The following is a 17,866-nucleotide window of genomic DNA, read 5'->3' as shown; positions in this document are numbered from 1 at the left end:
AAAAATTTATATAATCCATTTTAACTAATGTATAAAAAATTTGAAGAGTTAGCATTTGAAATGTTAGTTAAAAGAGTTTGTAAAATTTGAATTAATATATATTGTAATTAATAATGTACAATTTAGAATTTACAATTAAGATTGAAATCCTTTCAATATTTTTGATATTTCATGCATCAGGTAAATTTTGAATGTAATTTTAATCTTATAACATATATATAATTATTTTAAGGAGGAATAAAATGAATTATAAAATTGTTGATATGGAAAAATATTATAGAAAGGGAGTGTTTCGTCATTTCTCAGAAGACTGTAAATGTTCAGTATCAATGACTTGTAGAATTGATGTAACAAAACTTGTAGAATATTCTAAGAATTCAGGAACAAAGTTTTATATAAATTTTTTATATGTACTTTCAAAAGTATTGAATTCAAGAGAAGATTACAGGATGTCATATTTATATAAGACTGATGAGCTTATTGTATATGACAAGATTAATCCAACTCAATATATATTCTATGAAGATACTGAAACATGTACACCAGTTTATACAGAATATTTTGATGATTATGAGGTATTTTATAAATCATGTGAACAAGATATACAGAAGGCAAAGGAAACAAGAAAGTATGGATTAGATATGGAAAACCATCCAAACTGGTTTGATGCATCATATATTTCATGGCTTTCATATGATTCGCTTAATATAGAACTCCCAGATGGATATTTATATTTTATGCCAATAGTAAACTGGGGAAGATATAGGAAGGAAGACGAAAGATATGTGATGCCTGTTAGTGTGAGAATGAATCATGCGATAGCTGATGGATATCTTATTTCTAAGGTATTCAGATTACTTGAAAAAGAAATACCATTATTGAAAAAATAAATGTATGTTTTATTTATTGGAAATAATTAATATGATGATTTTGGTTTAAATACTTTACTTTTTTGAGAAGTAAATGTTAAATAGATATTTAAATATTGTAGCTACAATTCTTTAATATGACATTTCTATTTTTTATCTTTTGAAATAAAAATAATGGCAATTACAAATATGATGCAAAAATTAAACATTATAGCCTTGAATTTAAATATTTTATATGTTATCATTAACAAGTATCAAAACAATGGAATTTGTTTAATTGTTGTGATAAAAGATATGTTATTGACATAAGATATATATAAATATTTTAGAGCAATGCAATGTTATTATGGTCTGACGTTCACTGGGAGCGAGACTTTTTCTTAAAAGATTTAAGAAAATAGTTTGGAGGTTCAATCCCTCTTCATTCCGCCATTGCCACGCTAGATGGGGAGTTAGCGGTGCCCTGTAACCTGCAATCCGCTATAGCAGGATTGAATTCCTTGCTTAGGTATCAATAATTTGTAGTCGACTTTTGTAAGTGGTGTTGATGATCGGGTCCCACGCAATGGAAGCCCATGAACCTCGTCAGGTCTGGAAGGAAGCAGCGATAAGTGGTCACTTTCATGTGCCGTGGATCAATCTGGTCTGAGCTAACTGCAGAAGTAACGTGCAGAAAGTTGATAACAACGCAAGGTGCGTGGTTTATTAATTAATGATTCTTCATGCTTAATATGAAGAAATTTTTACTGAATTAAATAGGTTATTCTTCAATAGGATTAACAATATAGGACACAATCAATAGGATAAGAAAATGAGGGGATTTCATGTAAATGAAATACCCTCATTTTCTTTTTCTGAAATTTAATTAAAGCCGATATATGAAATGCTTAGTTCATATATCGGCATATATTATTTTCTTATGAAATTTATAAAAGAAAATTCAATTCCACTTTTTTCATCAGTTATTTTATCTGATTCATAATCTTTAATAAATTTAGAGAAATCTATTTCAGGAAAGAAAGTGTCACCTTCAAAAGATTTATGAACTCTAGTAATATAAAGCTTGTTGCAGTGTGGCAGTAGCTGTCTGTAAATTTCGGCACCACCAATAACAAAGATTTCTTCCTCTGAATTTTCATGCTCCTTTATAAATGAATCTAAATCAGTAATTGTAGAAACCTGATTAGAACCAACAGAATAATTATTATCATGCGTAATTATTACGTGTTTTCTGTTAGGAAGTACTCCAGGAAGTGATTCAAAAGTTTTTCTTCCCATAAGCATTGTATGTCCTGAAGTAATAGATTTGAATCTTTTCAGATCTTCTGAAAGATGCCATATTAATTTGTTATTTTTACCGATTACATTTTCATCAGCAACAGCTACGATTAATGAAAACATATATAGCCCTCCTTAAATTTAATATGAATTAAACCGATACTGGCATTTTTATTGATTCATGATGCTTGTAATCAACAAGTTTTATATCATCTGGTGTAAAGTCGTAGAAATTTTTGATTTCTGGATTAATCCAAAGCTTTGGAGCATCATAACTATCATCTTTTCTAGTTAATTGAGTCTTCATTCCTTCAACTTGATTTTCATAAATGTGAGCATTATTTACTACATGTGTAAATAATCCTGGCTTAAGTCCTGTGACTTGAGCTAATAAGTGTACTAAAACTGCATATTGGCTGGTATTGAAAGGAACTCCAAGTGGCCAGTCACCACTACGCTGTACAAGCATACAGTTAAGTCTTCCATCAGTTACATCCCACATAGTTGCCCAACAACAAGGGTACAATGCACCACTATCAAGATAATCCCATTGCCATAAGTTAAGCATCATTCTTCTGTCTTGAGGATTATTTTTTAATGCATCAATTAATTTGTCAATTTGGTTGAACTTCTTAACAACCCATCCGTAAGATGTACCTATAGTACCATCTTCCATTTCCCATTCATCCCATATATGGACATTTTGTTCCTGTAATTCTTTAACACTGTTTGATTGATCTTTGAATATCCATAAAAGTTCTTTTACAGCAGTTTTAAATGCAACAAATTTTGTTGTTAAAATAGGAAATTCTTTTTCTAAGTTAAACTGCATTATTTGATGAGGCAGCTTATAAGTAGGCATACCAGTTCTATTGTTATCGTAATAGCCGTTTTCTAATATATCTTTAGCAATTGATAAATATTTATCATCATAAGTACTCATTAATATAAATTCCTCCATTTAATATATAGTGTACATTTATTGTATCATATACTTGAAAGCAAAAAATCATTCCTAATTATATTAATAACAAATTTATTTAATTATTAGAGAAAAATACTTGGAAAATTATAAAAATATACTATATTATTTAGATGATTAAGCTATCTCTAAATTCGATTTCTGTTCCTTCTGGAGCTTTTACTTTAAAAAGATATCCATCTTCGACTTTATATATTTCTTTTTCATTTTTTATTTTAAAATTTGAATAGCCGCATTTTTTTATATTTTCATATTCTGAATGAATATCATCAACATAAAAGCACATATGAACAATTCCTTCATTTAAAGTATTATATTCATTTAATGTGGTATTATTTTTAGATGTTTGCAGTTCAATCATAAAATTTTCACATTTGAGCCAAGTGTTATATTCTCGATTATGAAAATTTTTAGTTTCATGAATAATTTCAAAATCGAGTATTTTTGTATAAAAATCCAGTGATTCATGATATTTGTTTGTTTGGATACATACATGATGAATAATTTTCTTTGACATAATTGAAGAAATCTCTCCTTTAAAGATTATTTATAAAAGTAAAAGTAATTATACTAAGATATTATTTTAATTTTAACTGAAATAAATACATAAATTCAATTATTTATAGATATTTTGAATTGAAGTATCAGTAGTGTATAATAAGGATATATTTAAGATAAATAGAGAGGTGACATGCCTTTGGGTTATACAGCATTATATAGAGAATGGAGACCAAAAACTTTTGATGATGTAGTTGGTCAGGAACACATAACTACAACATTAAAAAATGAAATCATAAATGACAGGGTAGCACATGCATATCTTTTTTGTGGAACAAGAGGTACAGGTAAGACATCTACTGCAAAAGTAATGGCTAAAGCTCTAAATTGTCTTAATCTACAAGATGGAGAGCCATGTAATAAGTGTGAAATGTGCAGGAAAATAAATGAAGGATTAGCTATAGATGTAACTGAACTGGATGCAGCATCTAATAATAAAGTTGAAGATATAAGGACACTTATAGATGATACAAAATATCCACCTCAAGAGGCAAAATATAAAGTTTATATTTTAGATGAAGTACATATGCTTAGTATTTCTGCTGTTAATGCATTTTTAAAAACTTTAGAAGAACCTCCTGCTAACGTGGTTTTTATACTTGCAACAACAGATCCTCAGAAACTTCCAATAACAATCCTTTCAAGATGTCAAAGATTTGACTTTAAAAGAATTAATCATAAAGAAATATCTGATAGATTGAGAAAAATTACAGAGGCTCAGAATGTTCAATGTGAAGAAAAGAGTCTGGATCTTATTGCAAGGGTATGCGATGGTGCGATGAGAGATGCTTTAAGTATTTTAGATCAGGCTATTGCAATGGGTGAGAATGAGATAAATTATACAGATCTTGTAGGTATTCTTGGATTAGTTACTAATGAATATTTATTTAATATTACTGATTCAATAATAGAAAAAAATATAGAAAAATCAATGATTATAGTTGATAAACTTGTATATTCGGGAAAAGATATACAGTTGTTTATAAAAGATTTGATAGCTCATTTTAGAAATCTTCTTATGATAAAAGTTACTACTAATCCAGAAGAAGTTTTGGATATGTCCCTTGAAAATATTACATTGATGAGGGAACAGGGACGAAAAATACGTGTGGAAGAAATAATGAGAGATATCAGAATTCTTCAAGAAGCAGAAGTTACTTCTAAAATGAGCAAACAAAGCAGATTATATTTGGAATTATCTATAATAAAAATGTGCAAAATAGAATATGATACATCAAATGAAGTTATTTTAACAAGAATAAATAGATTAGAAGAAAATTTGAAAAATGGATCAATTCAAATTGTAAAAGGCGAATCAAATGAGAAAAATGAAATAGTACGGGATAATGTAAATGACACAATATCAAGAGTGCATAAAAAAGCGGATGATAAAGCAAAAGTTCCAGAAGCAGATTTTAGTGAAGGCTTTAATAAAGATTCAAAACTTACTATTGATGATGTGGCAAGGTCATGGACTGAGATATTGGAGATGTTTAAATCTATGAGGGCAAGGGTAATTCATGCGTCTTTACTTACAGGAAAACCTTATTCTTTTAAAAATGGAATTGTTACAATAGGTTTTAATGAACTATATTCTAAAAGTAAGCCTAGACTTGAAAATCCTGATTTTAAGCCAGTAGTAAATGAAGTATTTTCTAAAGTTTTAGGGGAAAAAGTAATAGTTAATTATACTCTTATAGAAGAAAAAGAAGATATAATAAATAATGAACAGATGATTAAAAGTAAAATAGATGGAATACCATTTGAAGTATACGATGAATAGTGAAATTTATGTGAAACTTGTTTATTATCTGAAGATGTTTTATAATAAAAAAATGATATTTAAAGAATGAAGAGGAGGATTTTTTATGGCAAGAGGTGGATTCCCAGGAGGTTTTGGCGGCGGAAACATGAATAATCTTATGAAACAGGCTCAAAAACTTCAAAAGCAAATGGAAGATATGCAGAAAGAAATCGAAAGCAAAGAATTTGAAGCATCTGTAGGTGGCGGAGCTGTAGTAGTTAAGGTAACTGGAAAGAAGGAAGTATCTGCTATAAACATAAAACCAGAAGTTGTAGATCCAGATGATGTTGAAATGCTTGAAGATTTAGTGCTAAGTGCTGTTAATGAAGCAATGAAGAAAGCTGATGAAGAAACTTCAAGTAAAATGGGTAAATTAACTGGTGGAATGGGTGGACTATTCTAATTGGTTTTAATTGGTTGAATATGGCATACAGGAATGTTGGATTATCCATCAGCTTGTATGCTTTTTTAAATGAAAGATTGTAATTTGATTAATAATAATAGATAATTTAAGAAAATTAAAAAATTATATTATCATATATAGATTCTAATTAGCAATGAACAATAAATGATGAAATCTTTTCAAGATTTCTTTAATTATTATGTAGTTTTATTATTGAAATATATAGAGTAATTTGATAGTTGCATATGAACAATAAAAATAAATGTGTAAAGTATAATTAGGAATAAAAGGAGATATTAGAAATTATGATGGAATTTTATCCAGTAGCCATAGAAAAATTAATAGAAGAATTTGCAAAGCTTCCAAGTATAGGAAAGAAGACAGCACAAAGACTGACACTCCATGTATTAAATCTTCCTGAAGATGAAGTGAAAGAATTTGCAAATGCTTTAGTAAAAGCACGAGGAACAATAAAATATTGTTCTGTATGTGGAAATTTTACAGATTCAGATCCATGTTCTTTATGTTCAAATCCAAATAGAGATAAAGGAACGATTTGTGTTGTTGAGCAGCCAAAAGATATTATGACCATGGAAAAAGTGAAAGAATATAATGGTGTCTATCATGTGCTTCATGGAAATATATCACCAATGCAGGGAAGAGGACCTCAGGATATAAGAATAAGAGAGCTTGTAGCTAGAATGAATTCTGACATAAAAGAAGTTATATTAGCTACTAATCCTAATATTGAAGGAGAAGCTACAGCAATGTATATTTCAAAGGTATTAAAACCCTTAGATGTAAAAGTGACAAGAATTGCAGCAGGAATACCAGTAGGCGGAGATCTTGAATATGCTGACGAAGTTACTTTATCAAAAGCTCTTGAAGGAAGAAAAGAAATATAAATAATGGAATCCAAAGAGGGTCTTTGGATTCCTAGAAAAAGGTGTTACATAGATGGGAGTTAGAAGTTTTTGTTTGACATGAGTGAAAAGCTTCTTATACTCATATTATATTAATATATTAATAATTTGTTACAAGGTAGATAAAATTTAATAATAGATATTTATTAAATTTTATTTAAGGCATGCATAAATAATTCCAAAAATGGATAAAATTATAATAAGAACTTTTTTGGAGGGATTTATGTGAACAGAAAAAAGATTCTAAAATATGTATTAAATGACACAGATTCATCCCGATTTTATGAAAATCTTCTGCAGGAAATGGAAGAAGCAAAAAAAGAAATTAATGCAGCACGCAGTATGTTTAATAATGTCAGTGATGAGACACTTATAGAAGTTGCCATTTATTCAGAAAATGTAGCAAGAAAAAGATATGATTATTTGTTATCAATAGCGAGATCTATGGATATTCAAGTCGGATATGATTATATATATGAAAAAAATTTAAAAGTAGTTGAATAAATAGAAAAAATATATCAGGAGTTAATTATGAGTGAACAATATATTTTATATGGCTTAATAGGAATTGTTGTTTTATTTCTTTTAATAAAACTTTTAAAATGGCCATTAAAAATACTTATAAATGGGATAGCAGGAGTTATTTTATTATATATAGTTAATATTATAACTTCTAATCTAGGGATAATTGGTCTTAATACAAGCTTCACATTACCAATCAATCCCATAACGGCGTTGATTGCAGGTTTTTTAGGTATTCCTGGAGTTGTAGTTATAGCATTAATTGTATTATTTTTATAAGTTGAAATTTTAATTATACTTGTCTACAATAAGGTTTTATATATGTTTTATATTAATACAAATATTTTGTTTATTAAGTATAAATATATGTTAAAAAACCTTTTTGTTGGACAAGTATTTTTTGTTTAGTATAAATTTTCTAAAAATATATATTTTTAGTTTGTTATATGGATTATTATAATATAATATGTAATAGGTGGAATTTTGATATGAAGTATGATAGTTTTTTATATATATTACAATTAATAATGAACATTTAATAATTTATAATGAATAAAGGACGAAATCTTTTTAAGATTTTTTTGATATTTCATTGATGAGATAAATTTTAAATGCAGTTTTATCTTGTAATATATGGATTTATTGTTTTACATAATTAAAATCAACAAGAGAAGATAAAGTTAAAAAACTTATTAAGTGTTATATGAATGACATTTTATTAAATAATGAAGTAAAAAGGGGAAAAAGCAGTGAAAAGGTCGTATATTAGAAAAATAATTTTTGGTATTTTTATGAGTTTTACAATTTCTATACCTGTTTCTGCAGAATGGAATAAAGAAAGTGACAAATGGATTTGGATGGAAAATGGACAAAAAATTAATGGATGGAAACAGGTAGATAATAAATGGTATCATTTTGATGAAAATGGTTATATGAATACAGGGTGGTTTAAAGATAATGACAAATGGTATCGATTTAACAATGATGGAGAAATGAGTACTGGATGGGAATTAATTAATGATAAGTGGTATTACTTTAATAATTCTGGAGTAATGCAGACGGACTGGGTTCAAGATAATGAAAAGTGGTATTATATGTCTAGTGGCGGAAACATGGATACTGGATGGGTTCAAATAAATGGAGAATGGTATATGTTTGATGACAGTGGTATCATGAAAACTGGATGGATTGATGATAATGGAACATGGTACTATGCAGGGATAAATGGAAAATTGGAAAAAGGTGAATTAAGTATTGATGGAAAGGTCTATAAATTTTCAGAAGGTGGAGCTCTTATAAGTGAAAATGAAACTAATTCTGATAAAGAAACAATAATTGATTCCAAAGAAGACTATACAATTACTGGATATGTTAATACTAATAGTGGCATTTTAAATGTGCGTTCAGATTCAGATGTGAATTCAGCTGTTTTAGGAAAACTTCCAAGAGGAACTGAAATTATTATTACAGGAGAAAGAAAAAATGGATTTTATCCTATTAAATTTAACAACATGACAGCATGGGTAAGTGCTGATTGGATAAGTTTTGATAAACCAGTAGATAATAATGAATCCTTTTTTAATTCTTCAAGTGAAACAAATAAAGACACAGTTGTGGACAGAAAGGAATCTGAGGAAAATAGTATTGAAAATAATGACAAGGATAAACCTAAAGAGAATATTAAAGTTACTTTAGGAGGAATCAGAACTACAGAACCAGATAAAAATGATATACATTATTATTCTGATTCAAATATATTCTATAAAGTAAGATTATCTCCTCCATTTTTTAAGAGTACAGGTGAACAAATTAAGGGAAATTGTACATGGTATGCATGGGGACGTATATGGGAGTTAACAGGAAAGCAACCGACTGAAGCCAATCTTATAGGCAATGCATATGAATGGTGGAATGCAAACTTAAAAAGTGGGAAATATAGATATGGTTCTGAACCTAAAGTGGGAGCTATTGCAGTATGGAAAGCAGATCTTCCAGGATCAGGTGGATTTGGACATGTTGCTGTGGTAGAAAAAGTAGATAATGATAAAGTGTATATATCCGAATCTGCATGGCATGGAGAATGTTTTAATTATCAAGAAATATATTCTAAAGAATATTTGTATGGATACATATATATTGATGAACCTAACTATTAAGATTTGTTGACATTCAAGAACTTTGAGTTAAGATTTAATGTAGCAGTATAATTTTTAAGGAGTAGTGATAATTATGGCAGCAGGAAATGGAGTAAACTGTAGCGACTGTGTGGAATTAAAGAAAGGAAACTGTAATGGAAAAGATTTAACTTGTCTGTGTTATAGATGTCCTAGAAAATTGGCTCAATGTATGTGCGTAAAATATTGCAGAGAAACAGAATCTGTATTATATTTTGATGATGATAAAATGTACGATTAAATTAAAAGCACTAGAAAAAATATTTCTAGTGCTTTTAATTTATCAATGAAAATATGAAAAAAATGTATTAATAAATAAAAATATGTATTTTCATATTTTTAAGGTATTTGGGATTTAAAAAATAAGTCGATAAAGTTTTAGGGCAAAGAATAACATATCAATGAAAAATAGAAATAATTTTATTGATATGTTATTCCTAATCATATAAAATATGTTATAATAGTTATAAAATATAAAAATTGGGGGGCAATTTTCATGTCAAGAGTTTATAATTTTGCAGCAGGACCTGCTGTATTACCAGAAGAGGTTTTAAAAGAAGCTGCAGAAGAAATGTTAGATTATAAGGGGACTGGAATGTCAGTAATGGAAATGAGTCATCGTTCCAAAGCATTCGAAGAAATTATTCAAGATGCAGAAAAAGATTTAAGAGAATTAATGAACATTCCTGATAATTACAAAGTATTATTTCTTCAAGGTGGTGGATCAACACAATTTGCAATGGTTCCAATGAACTTGATGAAGAATAAAGTTGCAGATTACATCATAACAGGGCAATGGGCAAAAAAAGCAGCAGCTGAAGCAGAAAAATATGGTAAGGTAAATAGAATAGCATCTTCAGCTGATAAGACATTTACTTATATTCCAGATTTAAAGAATTTAAAAATTAGTGATGATGCAGATTATGTATACATCTGTCACAACAATACAATTTACGGAACTACATATCATGATCTTCCAGATACTAAAGGAAAGATATTAGTTGCAGATATGTCATCAGACATATTATCACAACCAGTTGATGTTACTAAATATGGATTGATTTTTGCTGGAGTTCAAAAGAACATTGGACCAGCTGGTACTGTAGTTGTAATTATTCGTGAAGATTTAATTACAGAAGATGTACTTGAAGGAACACCAACAATGTTAACATATAAGACACATGCAGATGCAAAATCTTTATATAATACTCCACCAGCATATGGTATTTATATATGCGGAAAAGTATTCAAGCATCTTAAGAAATTAGGTGGTCTTGAAGTTATGAAGAAGAGAAATGAAGAAAAAGCTAAAATTCTTTATGATTTCTTAGATCAAAGTGAATTATTTAAAGGAACAGTTGTAAAAGAAGACCGTTCATTAATGAATGTTCCATTTGTAACTGGAAATGAAGAATTAGATGCTAAATTTGTAGCAGAAGCTAAAAAAGCCGGAATTGAAAATATTAAGGGACACAGAACAGTTGGTGGAATGAGAGCTAGTATATACAATGCAATGCCAATAGAAGGTGTAAAATACTTAGTTGAATTTATGAAGAAGTTTGAAGCAGAAAATAAATAGTTTAAGATAAATATTGGACAATGATGTTAAGAAGTGAAATTCTATTAGTCATGTTCTGATAGAATTCTTTCATTGTTTGGGGAAATTTACATGAAAGAAAAAGATAAGATTATTACAAGAATCTGATAAGCATAATATCAAGGGGGATTTAGTTAAAATGGTTAGAGTATTAACAAACGATGGTTTACAAGCAGCATCAATTGAAGCATTAAAAGCTTTAGGTGTTGAAGTTGTTAACGAACATATTGAACAAGATGTATTAGGTGAAAAATTAAAGGATTTTGATGCAGTTGTTATAAGATCAGCTACAAAGCTTACTGCTGATGTTTTCAATGCAGAAAAAGGCGGAAAATTAAAGTTAGCTATAAGAGCAGGTGTTGGTGTTGATAATATAGATATACCAGCAGGTAATGAAGTAGGAGTAACTACAAAGAATACTCCAGCTGCAAGCTCAAATTCAGTTGCAGAACTTGCTTTAGCTCATATGTTTGCACTTGCAAGATTTGTAGGAATATCAAACTACACAATGAGAAATGGTGAATGGAATAAAAAGAAATACCAAGGAACTGAAATTTTAGGTAAGACTTTAGGTATCATTGGTATGGGTAGAATTGGACAATCCTTAGCAAAGAAAGCTGAAGCTTTAGGAATGAAGGTTGTATATACTGATTTATTTGGAAAGAATGATTCATTAGCATATGATTTCTTATCATTAGAAGATTTATTAAAGACTTCAGATTTCGTTTCTCTTCATGTTCCATATGATAAGAAAGCTGGATCATTAATTGGAAAGAAAGAATTAGAATTAATGAAGAATACTGCATTCTTAATTGACTGTGCAAGAGGTAAAGTTGTTGAAGAAGCAGCATTAGAAGAAGCTCTTAATAATGGAGTGATTGCTGGTGCAGGTCTTGATGTTTTTGAAGAAGAACCAACAAAGAATACTTCATTAGTTAATAATGCAAAGGTAAGTGTAACTCCTCATATTGGAGCTGCTACTAATGAAGCACAGACTAGAATTGGTGAAGAAGTAGTATCAATAATAAAAGAATTTTTTAACTTATAATATTAAGTAAGTTTTCAGCTCAGAGAGTGTACTTACAAAAGTCTGCTCTTCTGAGCTTTAATAAGTAGAAGAAAATAGATGTAAGATAAAATATAATTATTATGTATCATTTATTTTACATATAGAATATATATTAATTATAGGATTAATTATTAAAGATAATTATCATGTATTGAATTGAGAAATTCAGAATTGATAATATTCATATAGAACAGGAGGAGTTTCTAATGGCAATAGTTAGACCATTTAAAGGTATAAGACCTATCAGTGAATTAGCATCAAAAATAGCTGCATTACCTTATGATGTTATGAACAGCGAAGAAGCGAGAGAAATGGTTGTAGGAAATCCATATTCATTTCTTCATGTTGATAGAGCTGAAATTGATTTAGATCCATCAATTGATGTTCATGATAAAAAGGTTTATGAAAAAGCTAGAGAAAATCTTGATAGAATGATTAATGATGGAGAATATATTCAGGATGAACATCCATGTTTATATATTTATAGACAAATAATGAATGGAAGAGCACAGACTGGTATTGTATTTTGTGCATCAATAGATGATTATATGAACAATATAATAAAGAAACATGAATTTACAAGAGCCGATAAGGAACAAGATAGAATAAATCATGTTGATTACTGTGATGCTAATACAGGTCCAATATTCTTAACTTATAAAGAAGAACAAATTGCTTCAGAAATTATTGAAGCATGGATCGAAAATGAAAGTAAAAGAAAACCAGTATATAATTTTGTAGCTGAAGATGGAATTCAACACATTGTATGGGTGATAGATAATGAAATAATAATAAGTGAATTGGTTGATTTATTTAAAGAAGTAGATTACTTATATATTGCAGATGGACATCATAGGTCAGCATCAGCTGTAAAGGTTGGATTAAAGAGAAGAGAAGAACATCCAGATTATACTGGAGATGAGGAATTTAACTATTTCTTAGCAGTTGCATTCCCTGATAATGATTTAATGGTAATGGACTATAACAGAGTAGTTAAGGACTTAAATGGATTGACAAAAGAAGAATTCTTAAACAAATTAGAGGATAAATTTATAATAAGCAAGTCTGAAGAAAATGCACCAATAAAACCTTATAAAAAGCATACTTTTGGAATGGATTTAGAAGGAGAATGGTATCTTCTTGAAGCTAAACCAGGTTCATTTAATGAATTTGATGCAATAGAACAACTTGATGTTGCAATTCTTCAAAATAATGTATTGACTCCTATTTTGGGAATCGAAGACGTAAGAACATCAGACAGAATAGACTTTATTGGTGGAATAAGAGGAATAAAGGAACTTGAAAAAAGAGTAAATACTGATATGAAAGTTGCTTTTTCAATGTATCCAACTGAAGTTCATGACATAATGGATGTTGCAGATATGGGAGAAGTAATGCCTCCTAAATCAACTTGGTTTGAACCAAAACTTAGAAGTGGATTATTTATTCATAAATTAAAATAATTGTATCACAAAAAAGAATGTAAGTATTTTGCTTACATTCTTTTTTGCTTTGTGAATTTTACATCATTTCTAACATTCTTTTTAAAATTTTAGTTGAATTTTGAACAGCTATTGGAACAAATTTTTCATAATCCATATGAGCTCCATTATTTGCATTATCAGAAATTGATCTTATAACTACAAATGGTACAGAGTTTAAATAACATACTTGAGCAATACTTGCACCTTCCATTTCACATGAAATAGCTCCAAATTCCTTATCAAGCCATTGGATTTTTTCAATATTTGCAATAAATTGATCTCCTGAAGCAATTCTTCCTGTAAAACTGTTTAAATCTGAAAGTTCTTCACATGACTTTTTAGCAAAAGATATTAATTCTGGATCACATTTAAAATCAAATGTGTCAAGTCTAGGAATTTGTCCTAGTTTATCACCAAATGCACTTGTATCCATATCATGTTGAACTAAATTTTCAGCAATAACAATGTCACCTGGGTAAATATCTTTACCAATTCCTCCAGCAACACCAACATTTATTACTTTATCTACGTTATACTCAGAAATTAGTATCTGAGTGCAGACAGCAGAGTTTACTTTACCAATTCCGCAGACTACAGCTACAACGTTTTTTCCATATAAAGTTCCTTTATGAAAAGTCATATTAGCTTTTTCTTTTTTTTCTTCTAGAGATAAATCTTTTAATAAAATTTCTAACTCTTCTGCCATAGCAGCAATGATTCCTATTGTCATTGTTATTCCTCCGATATTAAAAATAAAATTACATGATCAAAATTATTTGAAGTCTCAATTATTATTATAAACATTAAAAATAAAATTTAATAGCTATTTTTTACAGTAATATTAACTATAAGAATAAAATATATAGTAAACAGATAGATTTAATTAATTGAGTTGTTGTATAATTAGTCTGTAATAAATATAAGCAGATGTTTAGTTAAAAAAATTATATTTAAAATCTATCTAATATTTGTAAAGTATAAAGCTTGAGATTAAAAAAGATAATTGAGAATTTTTAATACTAACATAAATATAAAATGTAAATCAACATATAGTATATTATAAGCAAGTATAGTTACTGTATATTGATCAAAGAGTTCATTATTTATTGTCAATTGTGCATTGTTAATTGGAATATATATTGAAACAATATAAAATAAATTGTTAAATTTAAGGAGTAGATGAAATGCAAGTACAACATTCTTTATCAAGAACAGAGCTTTTAATAGGAAAAGAGGGCTTAGAAAAATTAAGAAACAGCAGAGTTATAGTTTTTGGAGTTGGAGGAGTTGGAAGTTTTACAGTAGAAGCTTTAGCAAGAGCTGGAGTTGGAGAAATAACGCTTATTGATGATGATACTGTATGTTTAACTAATCTTAACAGACAGATACATGCTACATATGATACTATAAGTAAACCTAAAGTTGAAGTTATGAAAGAAAGAATTTTATCTATAAATAGAAAATGTAATGTTATAACTCATCAGACTTTTGTTACTAAAGATAATATTGAAGAAATAGTACCCAAAGATATAGATTATGTAGTGGACGCAATTGATACAGTGTCTGCAAAACTTGGATTAGCAGAATATTGTTATAAAAACAACATAAGAATAATGAGCAGTATGGGAACAGGAAACAAATTAGATCCTACACAGTTTAAAGTTACAGATGTGTTTAAAACAAAAGTATGTCCATTAGCTAAGGTTATGAGATATGAATTACGTAAAAGAGGAGTTGAAAAATTAAAAGTAGTATATTCTGAAGAGATTCCTATGAAACCTAAAGTAGAAGATGTAGTTACATGCAAAACTGGATGCGTATGTACAGGAGGAACTAAAAAATGTGCTCAAAAAAGACAGATTCCTGGCAGTATATCATTTGTACCTCCAGTTGCAGGTATGATAATAGCAGGAGAAGTTATAAAGGATATAGTCGGAATAAATAATAAAAAATAGAAAAAAGTAAAAAATCCACAATATATTGAAACGACAAAAAAGTTATCCACAATATATTGTGGATTTTGTGTATAAGTAATTATATAATGAAAAAATTGTGGATAAAATATAAAATTCTATTGAAGATTTATGTTATTAATAATAAGAGTTCTATATAGTATAATATAATCATGTATATAGACAAGTAAAAATAATAAAACAATATCAATCATTAGAATTTTGGGAGAGAATAATTATGAAATCTGATTTAAAGGTGAAGATATTCACAGATAAATCATCTGAAGAAGAATATATAATAAAAGATAGTAATGATATAATAATAGGTCGATTTAATATGATTGAGCTTAGTAATTCTACAAAACGATGCGATATAAAACTGAATTTTTATAGAAAAAGTAATTATGAATTGCTAATTGAGACTTTAAATATGATTGTAAAAGCAGCTTTTAATAACAATAATACATTTAAAGTAAACATAAGGGTTCTAGAAAATATAGATATAAGGGCTTTTTTAGATATTGGATTTACTTTAGAAGGCGTGTTAAGTCAGAATGAATATTATAAAGGAGAATATCTTACAGAGTTTTCTTTTGGAATAACAAGAGCTGAATATTTAAAGCGTAAAAGTGCTACAGCTATTGAACTTATAGGAGAAAATGTAACATTAAAAAATTTGACACCAGGTAATGCAGAAGAACTTCTCAATTATTATATAAAGAATAAAAATTATCTTGCACCATTTGAACCAGCTAGAGATAATAATTTTTATTCATTAGAAGGACAACGAAATCTTCTTAATGAGAGCTATAAACAGCTAATAAATGGGACTAATATAGAATTAGGAATATTTAAAAGCAATAGACTTATAGGAAAAATTAAATTATCTAATATTGTTTATGGTTCTTTAAAAAGTGGGATATTAGGATATTCAATAGATGAAGATGAACAAGGAAAAGGATATATGAAAGAGAGCGTCTGTCTCTTTCTAGAATATGCTTTTGATGAATGGGAACTTCATAGAGTAGAAGCTTCAGTATTATTGGATAATGAAAAATCTAAAGCCGTTTTAAAATCTATAGGTTTTAAAGAGACAGGAATTAATGAAAAGTATCTTATGGTAAATGGCAAATGGCAAGATCATGTTACATACTATATGATTAAAGATGATTTCTATAAAATAAATCATTGTGTTTTTAAATAATAGTTTGTTTATAATTAATGAAAAATATCATTAAAATGGATATTATTTATAAGGAGTAAAATTATGGGGATAAGACTTGTTAAAGATGAAGTTGTGTCAAAAGTATTCAATAATAACATTGTTTTGGTTAATTCAAATGATAAAGAAAAGATACTTTTTGCAAAGGGAATAGGTTTTGCTAAGAAGCCTAATGAAGTAATCCCTCAAGGAACAGATGTTGAAAAAGTTTTTGTTATAGAAAATAAAGAAAATATAAATGATTTAAAATATCTTGTTGATGAAATAGATAATGATTTTTTTGCTGTATGTGAAGAAGCTATTTATAAAATTTCAAATATGATAGATATAGAATTAAATGAAAGGATACATATAGGACTTGTAGATCATTTGTTTTTTGCAGTAAAGAGACTTAAGAATAATGAAGAAATTGAAAATCCGTTTTTAATAGAGACAAAAACATTATATCCTAAAGCATATGAGCTGGCAAAGATAGTTGGAAGAATAATATCAGACTATTCAAGTATAAGTATACCTGATGGAGAAATTGGGTTTATAGCTTTACATATATATTCTGCATTAAATGGAGAAAAAATATCTAATACTGTTAAAAATACAAGCTTATTAAATGAAATTGCCTGCTATGTAGAAAAGAAGATAGGCATGTCAATAAATAAAAATTCGTTAGATTATGCAAGATTCTCAACTCATGTTAAATTTGCAATTCAGAGAATATTGACTAACAATACTGTTGATAATGATTTGGCATCTATTATAAAAAAAGCATATAAAAAGTCATATAAAATATCTGAAGGAGTAGCCAAAATAATTGAAGAAAATATAGGGGTTTTAGTTACAGAAGAAGAAATAGCATGTTTGAGTATTCATATTGAGAGATTTAGAGTGTGTAGAAAAGAATAATCGAATATAAACCACATCGATGTTGCAGAGATTGGTGAAAGCATGCTTTCAGTTTTTTACCATTTCAATAATGGAAAGTAATTAAAAACATCAGTGTGGTTTTTTATTCATTAAAGAGTGTATTCTAAA

General features: G+C 28.2%; 18 protein-coding genes and 1 other RNA gene. 15 read left to right on the top strand and 4 right to left on the bottom strand.

Annotated features, from left to right (window positions below):
- The first annotated feature begins 242 nt into the window (after positions 1 to 242).
- Both Q0F58_RS03560 and ffs read left to right on the top strand, forming a co-directional pair.
- Complete coding sequence (locus Q0F58_RS03560) at positions 243 to 890, top strand: CatA-like O-acetyltransferase, family 3 (protein ID WP_294372679.1); 648 nt, start codon at positions 243 to 245, stop codon at positions 888 to 890.
- Between the two features lie 414 nt (positions 891 to 1,304).
- Positions 1,305 to 1,570: signal recognition particle sRNA large type (gene ffs / locus Q0F58_RS03555), an RNA gene on the top strand.
- 208 nt (positions 1,571 to 1,778) lie between these two features.
- Here ffs and Q0F58_RS03550 read toward each other — a convergent pair.
- The 3 genes from Q0F58_RS03550 to Q0F58_RS03540 form a co-directional block, all read right to left on the bottom strand.
- Complete coding sequence (locus tag Q0F58_RS03550) at positions 1,779 to 2,270, bottom strand: dihydrofolate reductase (RefSeq protein ID WP_294372672.1); 492 nt, start codon at positions 2,268 to 2,270, stop codon at positions 1,779 to 1,781.
- 28 nt (positions 2,271 to 2,298) lie between these two features.
- Positions 2,299 to 3,090, bottom strand: coding sequence for a thymidylate synthase (locus Q0F58_RS03545; RefSeq protein WP_294372670.1), 792 nt, complete (start codon positions 3,088 to 3,090; stop codon positions 2,299 to 2,301).
- Positions 3,091 to 3,238: 148 nt separating this feature from the next.
- Positions 3,239 to 3,646: a VOC family protein gene (locus Q0F58_RS03540; protein WP_294372667.1), complete on the bottom strand. Its 408-nt coding sequence runs from the start codon at positions 3,644 to 3,646 to the stop codon at positions 3,239 to 3,241.
- A gap of 180 nt (positions 3,647 to 3,826) precedes the next feature.
- Between Q0F58_RS03540 and dnaX the strand changes: the two genes are divergently transcribed.
- From dnaX to Q0F58_RS03490, 10 genes are all read left to right on the top strand, one after another.
- Positions 3,827 to 5,470 carry a DNA polymerase III subunit gamma/tau gene (gene dnaX, locus Q0F58_RS03535; RefSeq protein ID WP_294372664.1) on the top strand — a complete coding sequence of 548 codons (1,644 nt, stop codon included), beginning with the start codon at positions 3,827 to 3,829 and terminating at the stop codon, positions 5,468 to 5,470.
- 85 nt (positions 5,471 to 5,555) lie between these two features.
- Complete coding sequence (locus Q0F58_RS03530) at positions 5,556 to 5,894, top strand: YbaB/EbfC family nucleoid-associated protein (RefSeq protein ID WP_294372661.1); 339 nt, start codon at positions 5,556 to 5,558, stop codon at positions 5,892 to 5,894.
- A gap of 308 nt (positions 5,895 to 6,202) precedes the next feature.
- The gene (recR, locus tag Q0F58_RS03525; RefSeq protein WP_294372746.1) at positions 6,203 to 6,799 is read left to right on the top strand and encodes a recombination mediator RecR; all 597 of its coding nucleotides are present in this window, start codon (positions 6,203 to 6,205) and stop codon (positions 6,797 to 6,799) included.
- Between the two features lie 243 nt (positions 6,800 to 7,042).
- The gene (locus tag Q0F58_RS03520; RefSeq protein ID WP_294372658.1) at positions 7,043 to 7,321 is read left to right on the top strand and encodes a DUF2508 family protein; all 279 of its coding nucleotides are present in this window, start codon (positions 7,043 to 7,045) and stop codon (positions 7,319 to 7,321) included.
- A 27-nt stretch (positions 7,322 to 7,348) separates the two neighbouring features.
- Positions 7,349 to 7,618, top strand: a complete 270-nt coding sequence (locus tag Q0F58_RS03515) for a pro-sigmaK processing inhibitor BofA family protein (RefSeq protein ID WP_294372655.1) — start codon at positions 7,349 to 7,351, stop codon at positions 7,616 to 7,618.
- Positions 7,619 to 8,088: 470 nt separating this feature from the next.
- Positions 8,089 to 9,495, top strand: a complete 1,407-nt coding sequence (locus tag Q0F58_RS03510; protein ID WP_294372653.1) for a CHAP domain-containing protein — start codon at positions 8,089 to 8,091, stop codon at positions 9,493 to 9,495.
- Positions 9,496 to 9,568: 73 nt separating this feature from the next.
- A complete protein-coding gene (locus Q0F58_RS03505) occupies positions 9,569 to 9,754 on the top strand; it encodes a hypothetical protein (RefSeq protein ID WP_294372649.1) in 186 nt (61 codons plus the stop codon).
- 255 nt (positions 9,755 to 10,009) lie between these two features.
- Positions 10,010 to 11,092, top strand: coding sequence for a 3-phosphoserine/phosphohydroxythreonine transaminase (gene serC / locus Q0F58_RS03500; RefSeq protein WP_294372646.1), 1,083 nt, complete (start codon positions 10,010 to 10,012; stop codon positions 11,090 to 11,092).
- Positions 11,093 to 11,249: 157 nt separating this feature from the next.
- On the top strand, positions 11,250 to 12,158 hold the full coding sequence (locus Q0F58_RS03495) for a D-2-hydroxyacid dehydrogenase (RefSeq protein ID WP_294372643.1): 909 nt from the start codon (positions 11,250 to 11,252) through the stop codon (positions 12,156 to 12,158).
- 227 nt (positions 12,159 to 12,385) lie between these two features.
- Positions 12,386 to 13,642, top strand: a complete 1,257-nt coding sequence (locus Q0F58_RS03490) for a DUF1015 domain-containing protein (protein ID WP_294372640.1) — start codon at positions 12,386 to 12,388, stop codon at positions 13,640 to 13,642.
- Between the two features lie 58 nt (positions 13,643 to 13,700).
- On the opposite strand, the gene Q0F58_RS03485 is transcribed toward Q0F58_RS03490, so the two are convergent.
- Entirely contained in the window at positions 13,701 to 14,393 is a 693-nt protein-coding gene (locus Q0F58_RS03485) for a 5'-methylthioadenosine/adenosylhomocysteine nucleosidase (protein WP_294372637.1), read from the bottom strand.
- A gap of 454 nt (positions 14,394 to 14,847) precedes the next feature.
- On the opposite strand from Q0F58_RS03485, the gene Q0F58_RS03480 reads away from it, so the two are divergent.
- The 3 genes from Q0F58_RS03480 to Q0F58_RS03470 all read left to right on the top strand — a co-directional run bounded on the left by Q0F58_RS03480 (position 14,848) and on the right by Q0F58_RS03470 (position 17,737).
- On the top strand, positions 14,848 to 15,618 hold the full coding sequence (locus Q0F58_RS03480; RefSeq protein ID WP_294372635.1) for a tRNA threonylcarbamoyladenosine dehydratase: 771 nt from the start codon (positions 14,848 to 14,850) through the stop codon (positions 15,616 to 15,618).
- Between the two features lie 235 nt (positions 15,619 to 15,853).
- Complete coding sequence (locus Q0F58_RS03475) at positions 15,854 to 16,819, top strand: GNAT family N-acetyltransferase (RefSeq protein ID WP_294372633.1); 966 nt, start codon at positions 15,854 to 15,856, stop codon at positions 16,817 to 16,819.
- 63 nt (positions 16,820 to 16,882) lie between these two features.
- Positions 16,883 to 17,737: a PRD domain-containing protein gene (locus tag Q0F58_RS03470; RefSeq protein WP_294372630.1), complete on the top strand. Its 855-nt coding sequence runs from the start codon at positions 16,883 to 16,885 to the stop codon at positions 17,735 to 17,737.
- Positions 17,738 to 17,866 lie beyond the last annotated feature (129 nt).

Source organism: uncultured Clostridium sp. (genome assembly GCF_934754915.1).
Taxonomy (GTDB): Bacteria; Bacillota; Clostridia; order Clostridiales; family Clostridiaceae; genus Clostridium.
Note: the sequence above shows the minus strand (reverse complement) of the source record. Positions and strands in the feature narration are given on the sequence as shown.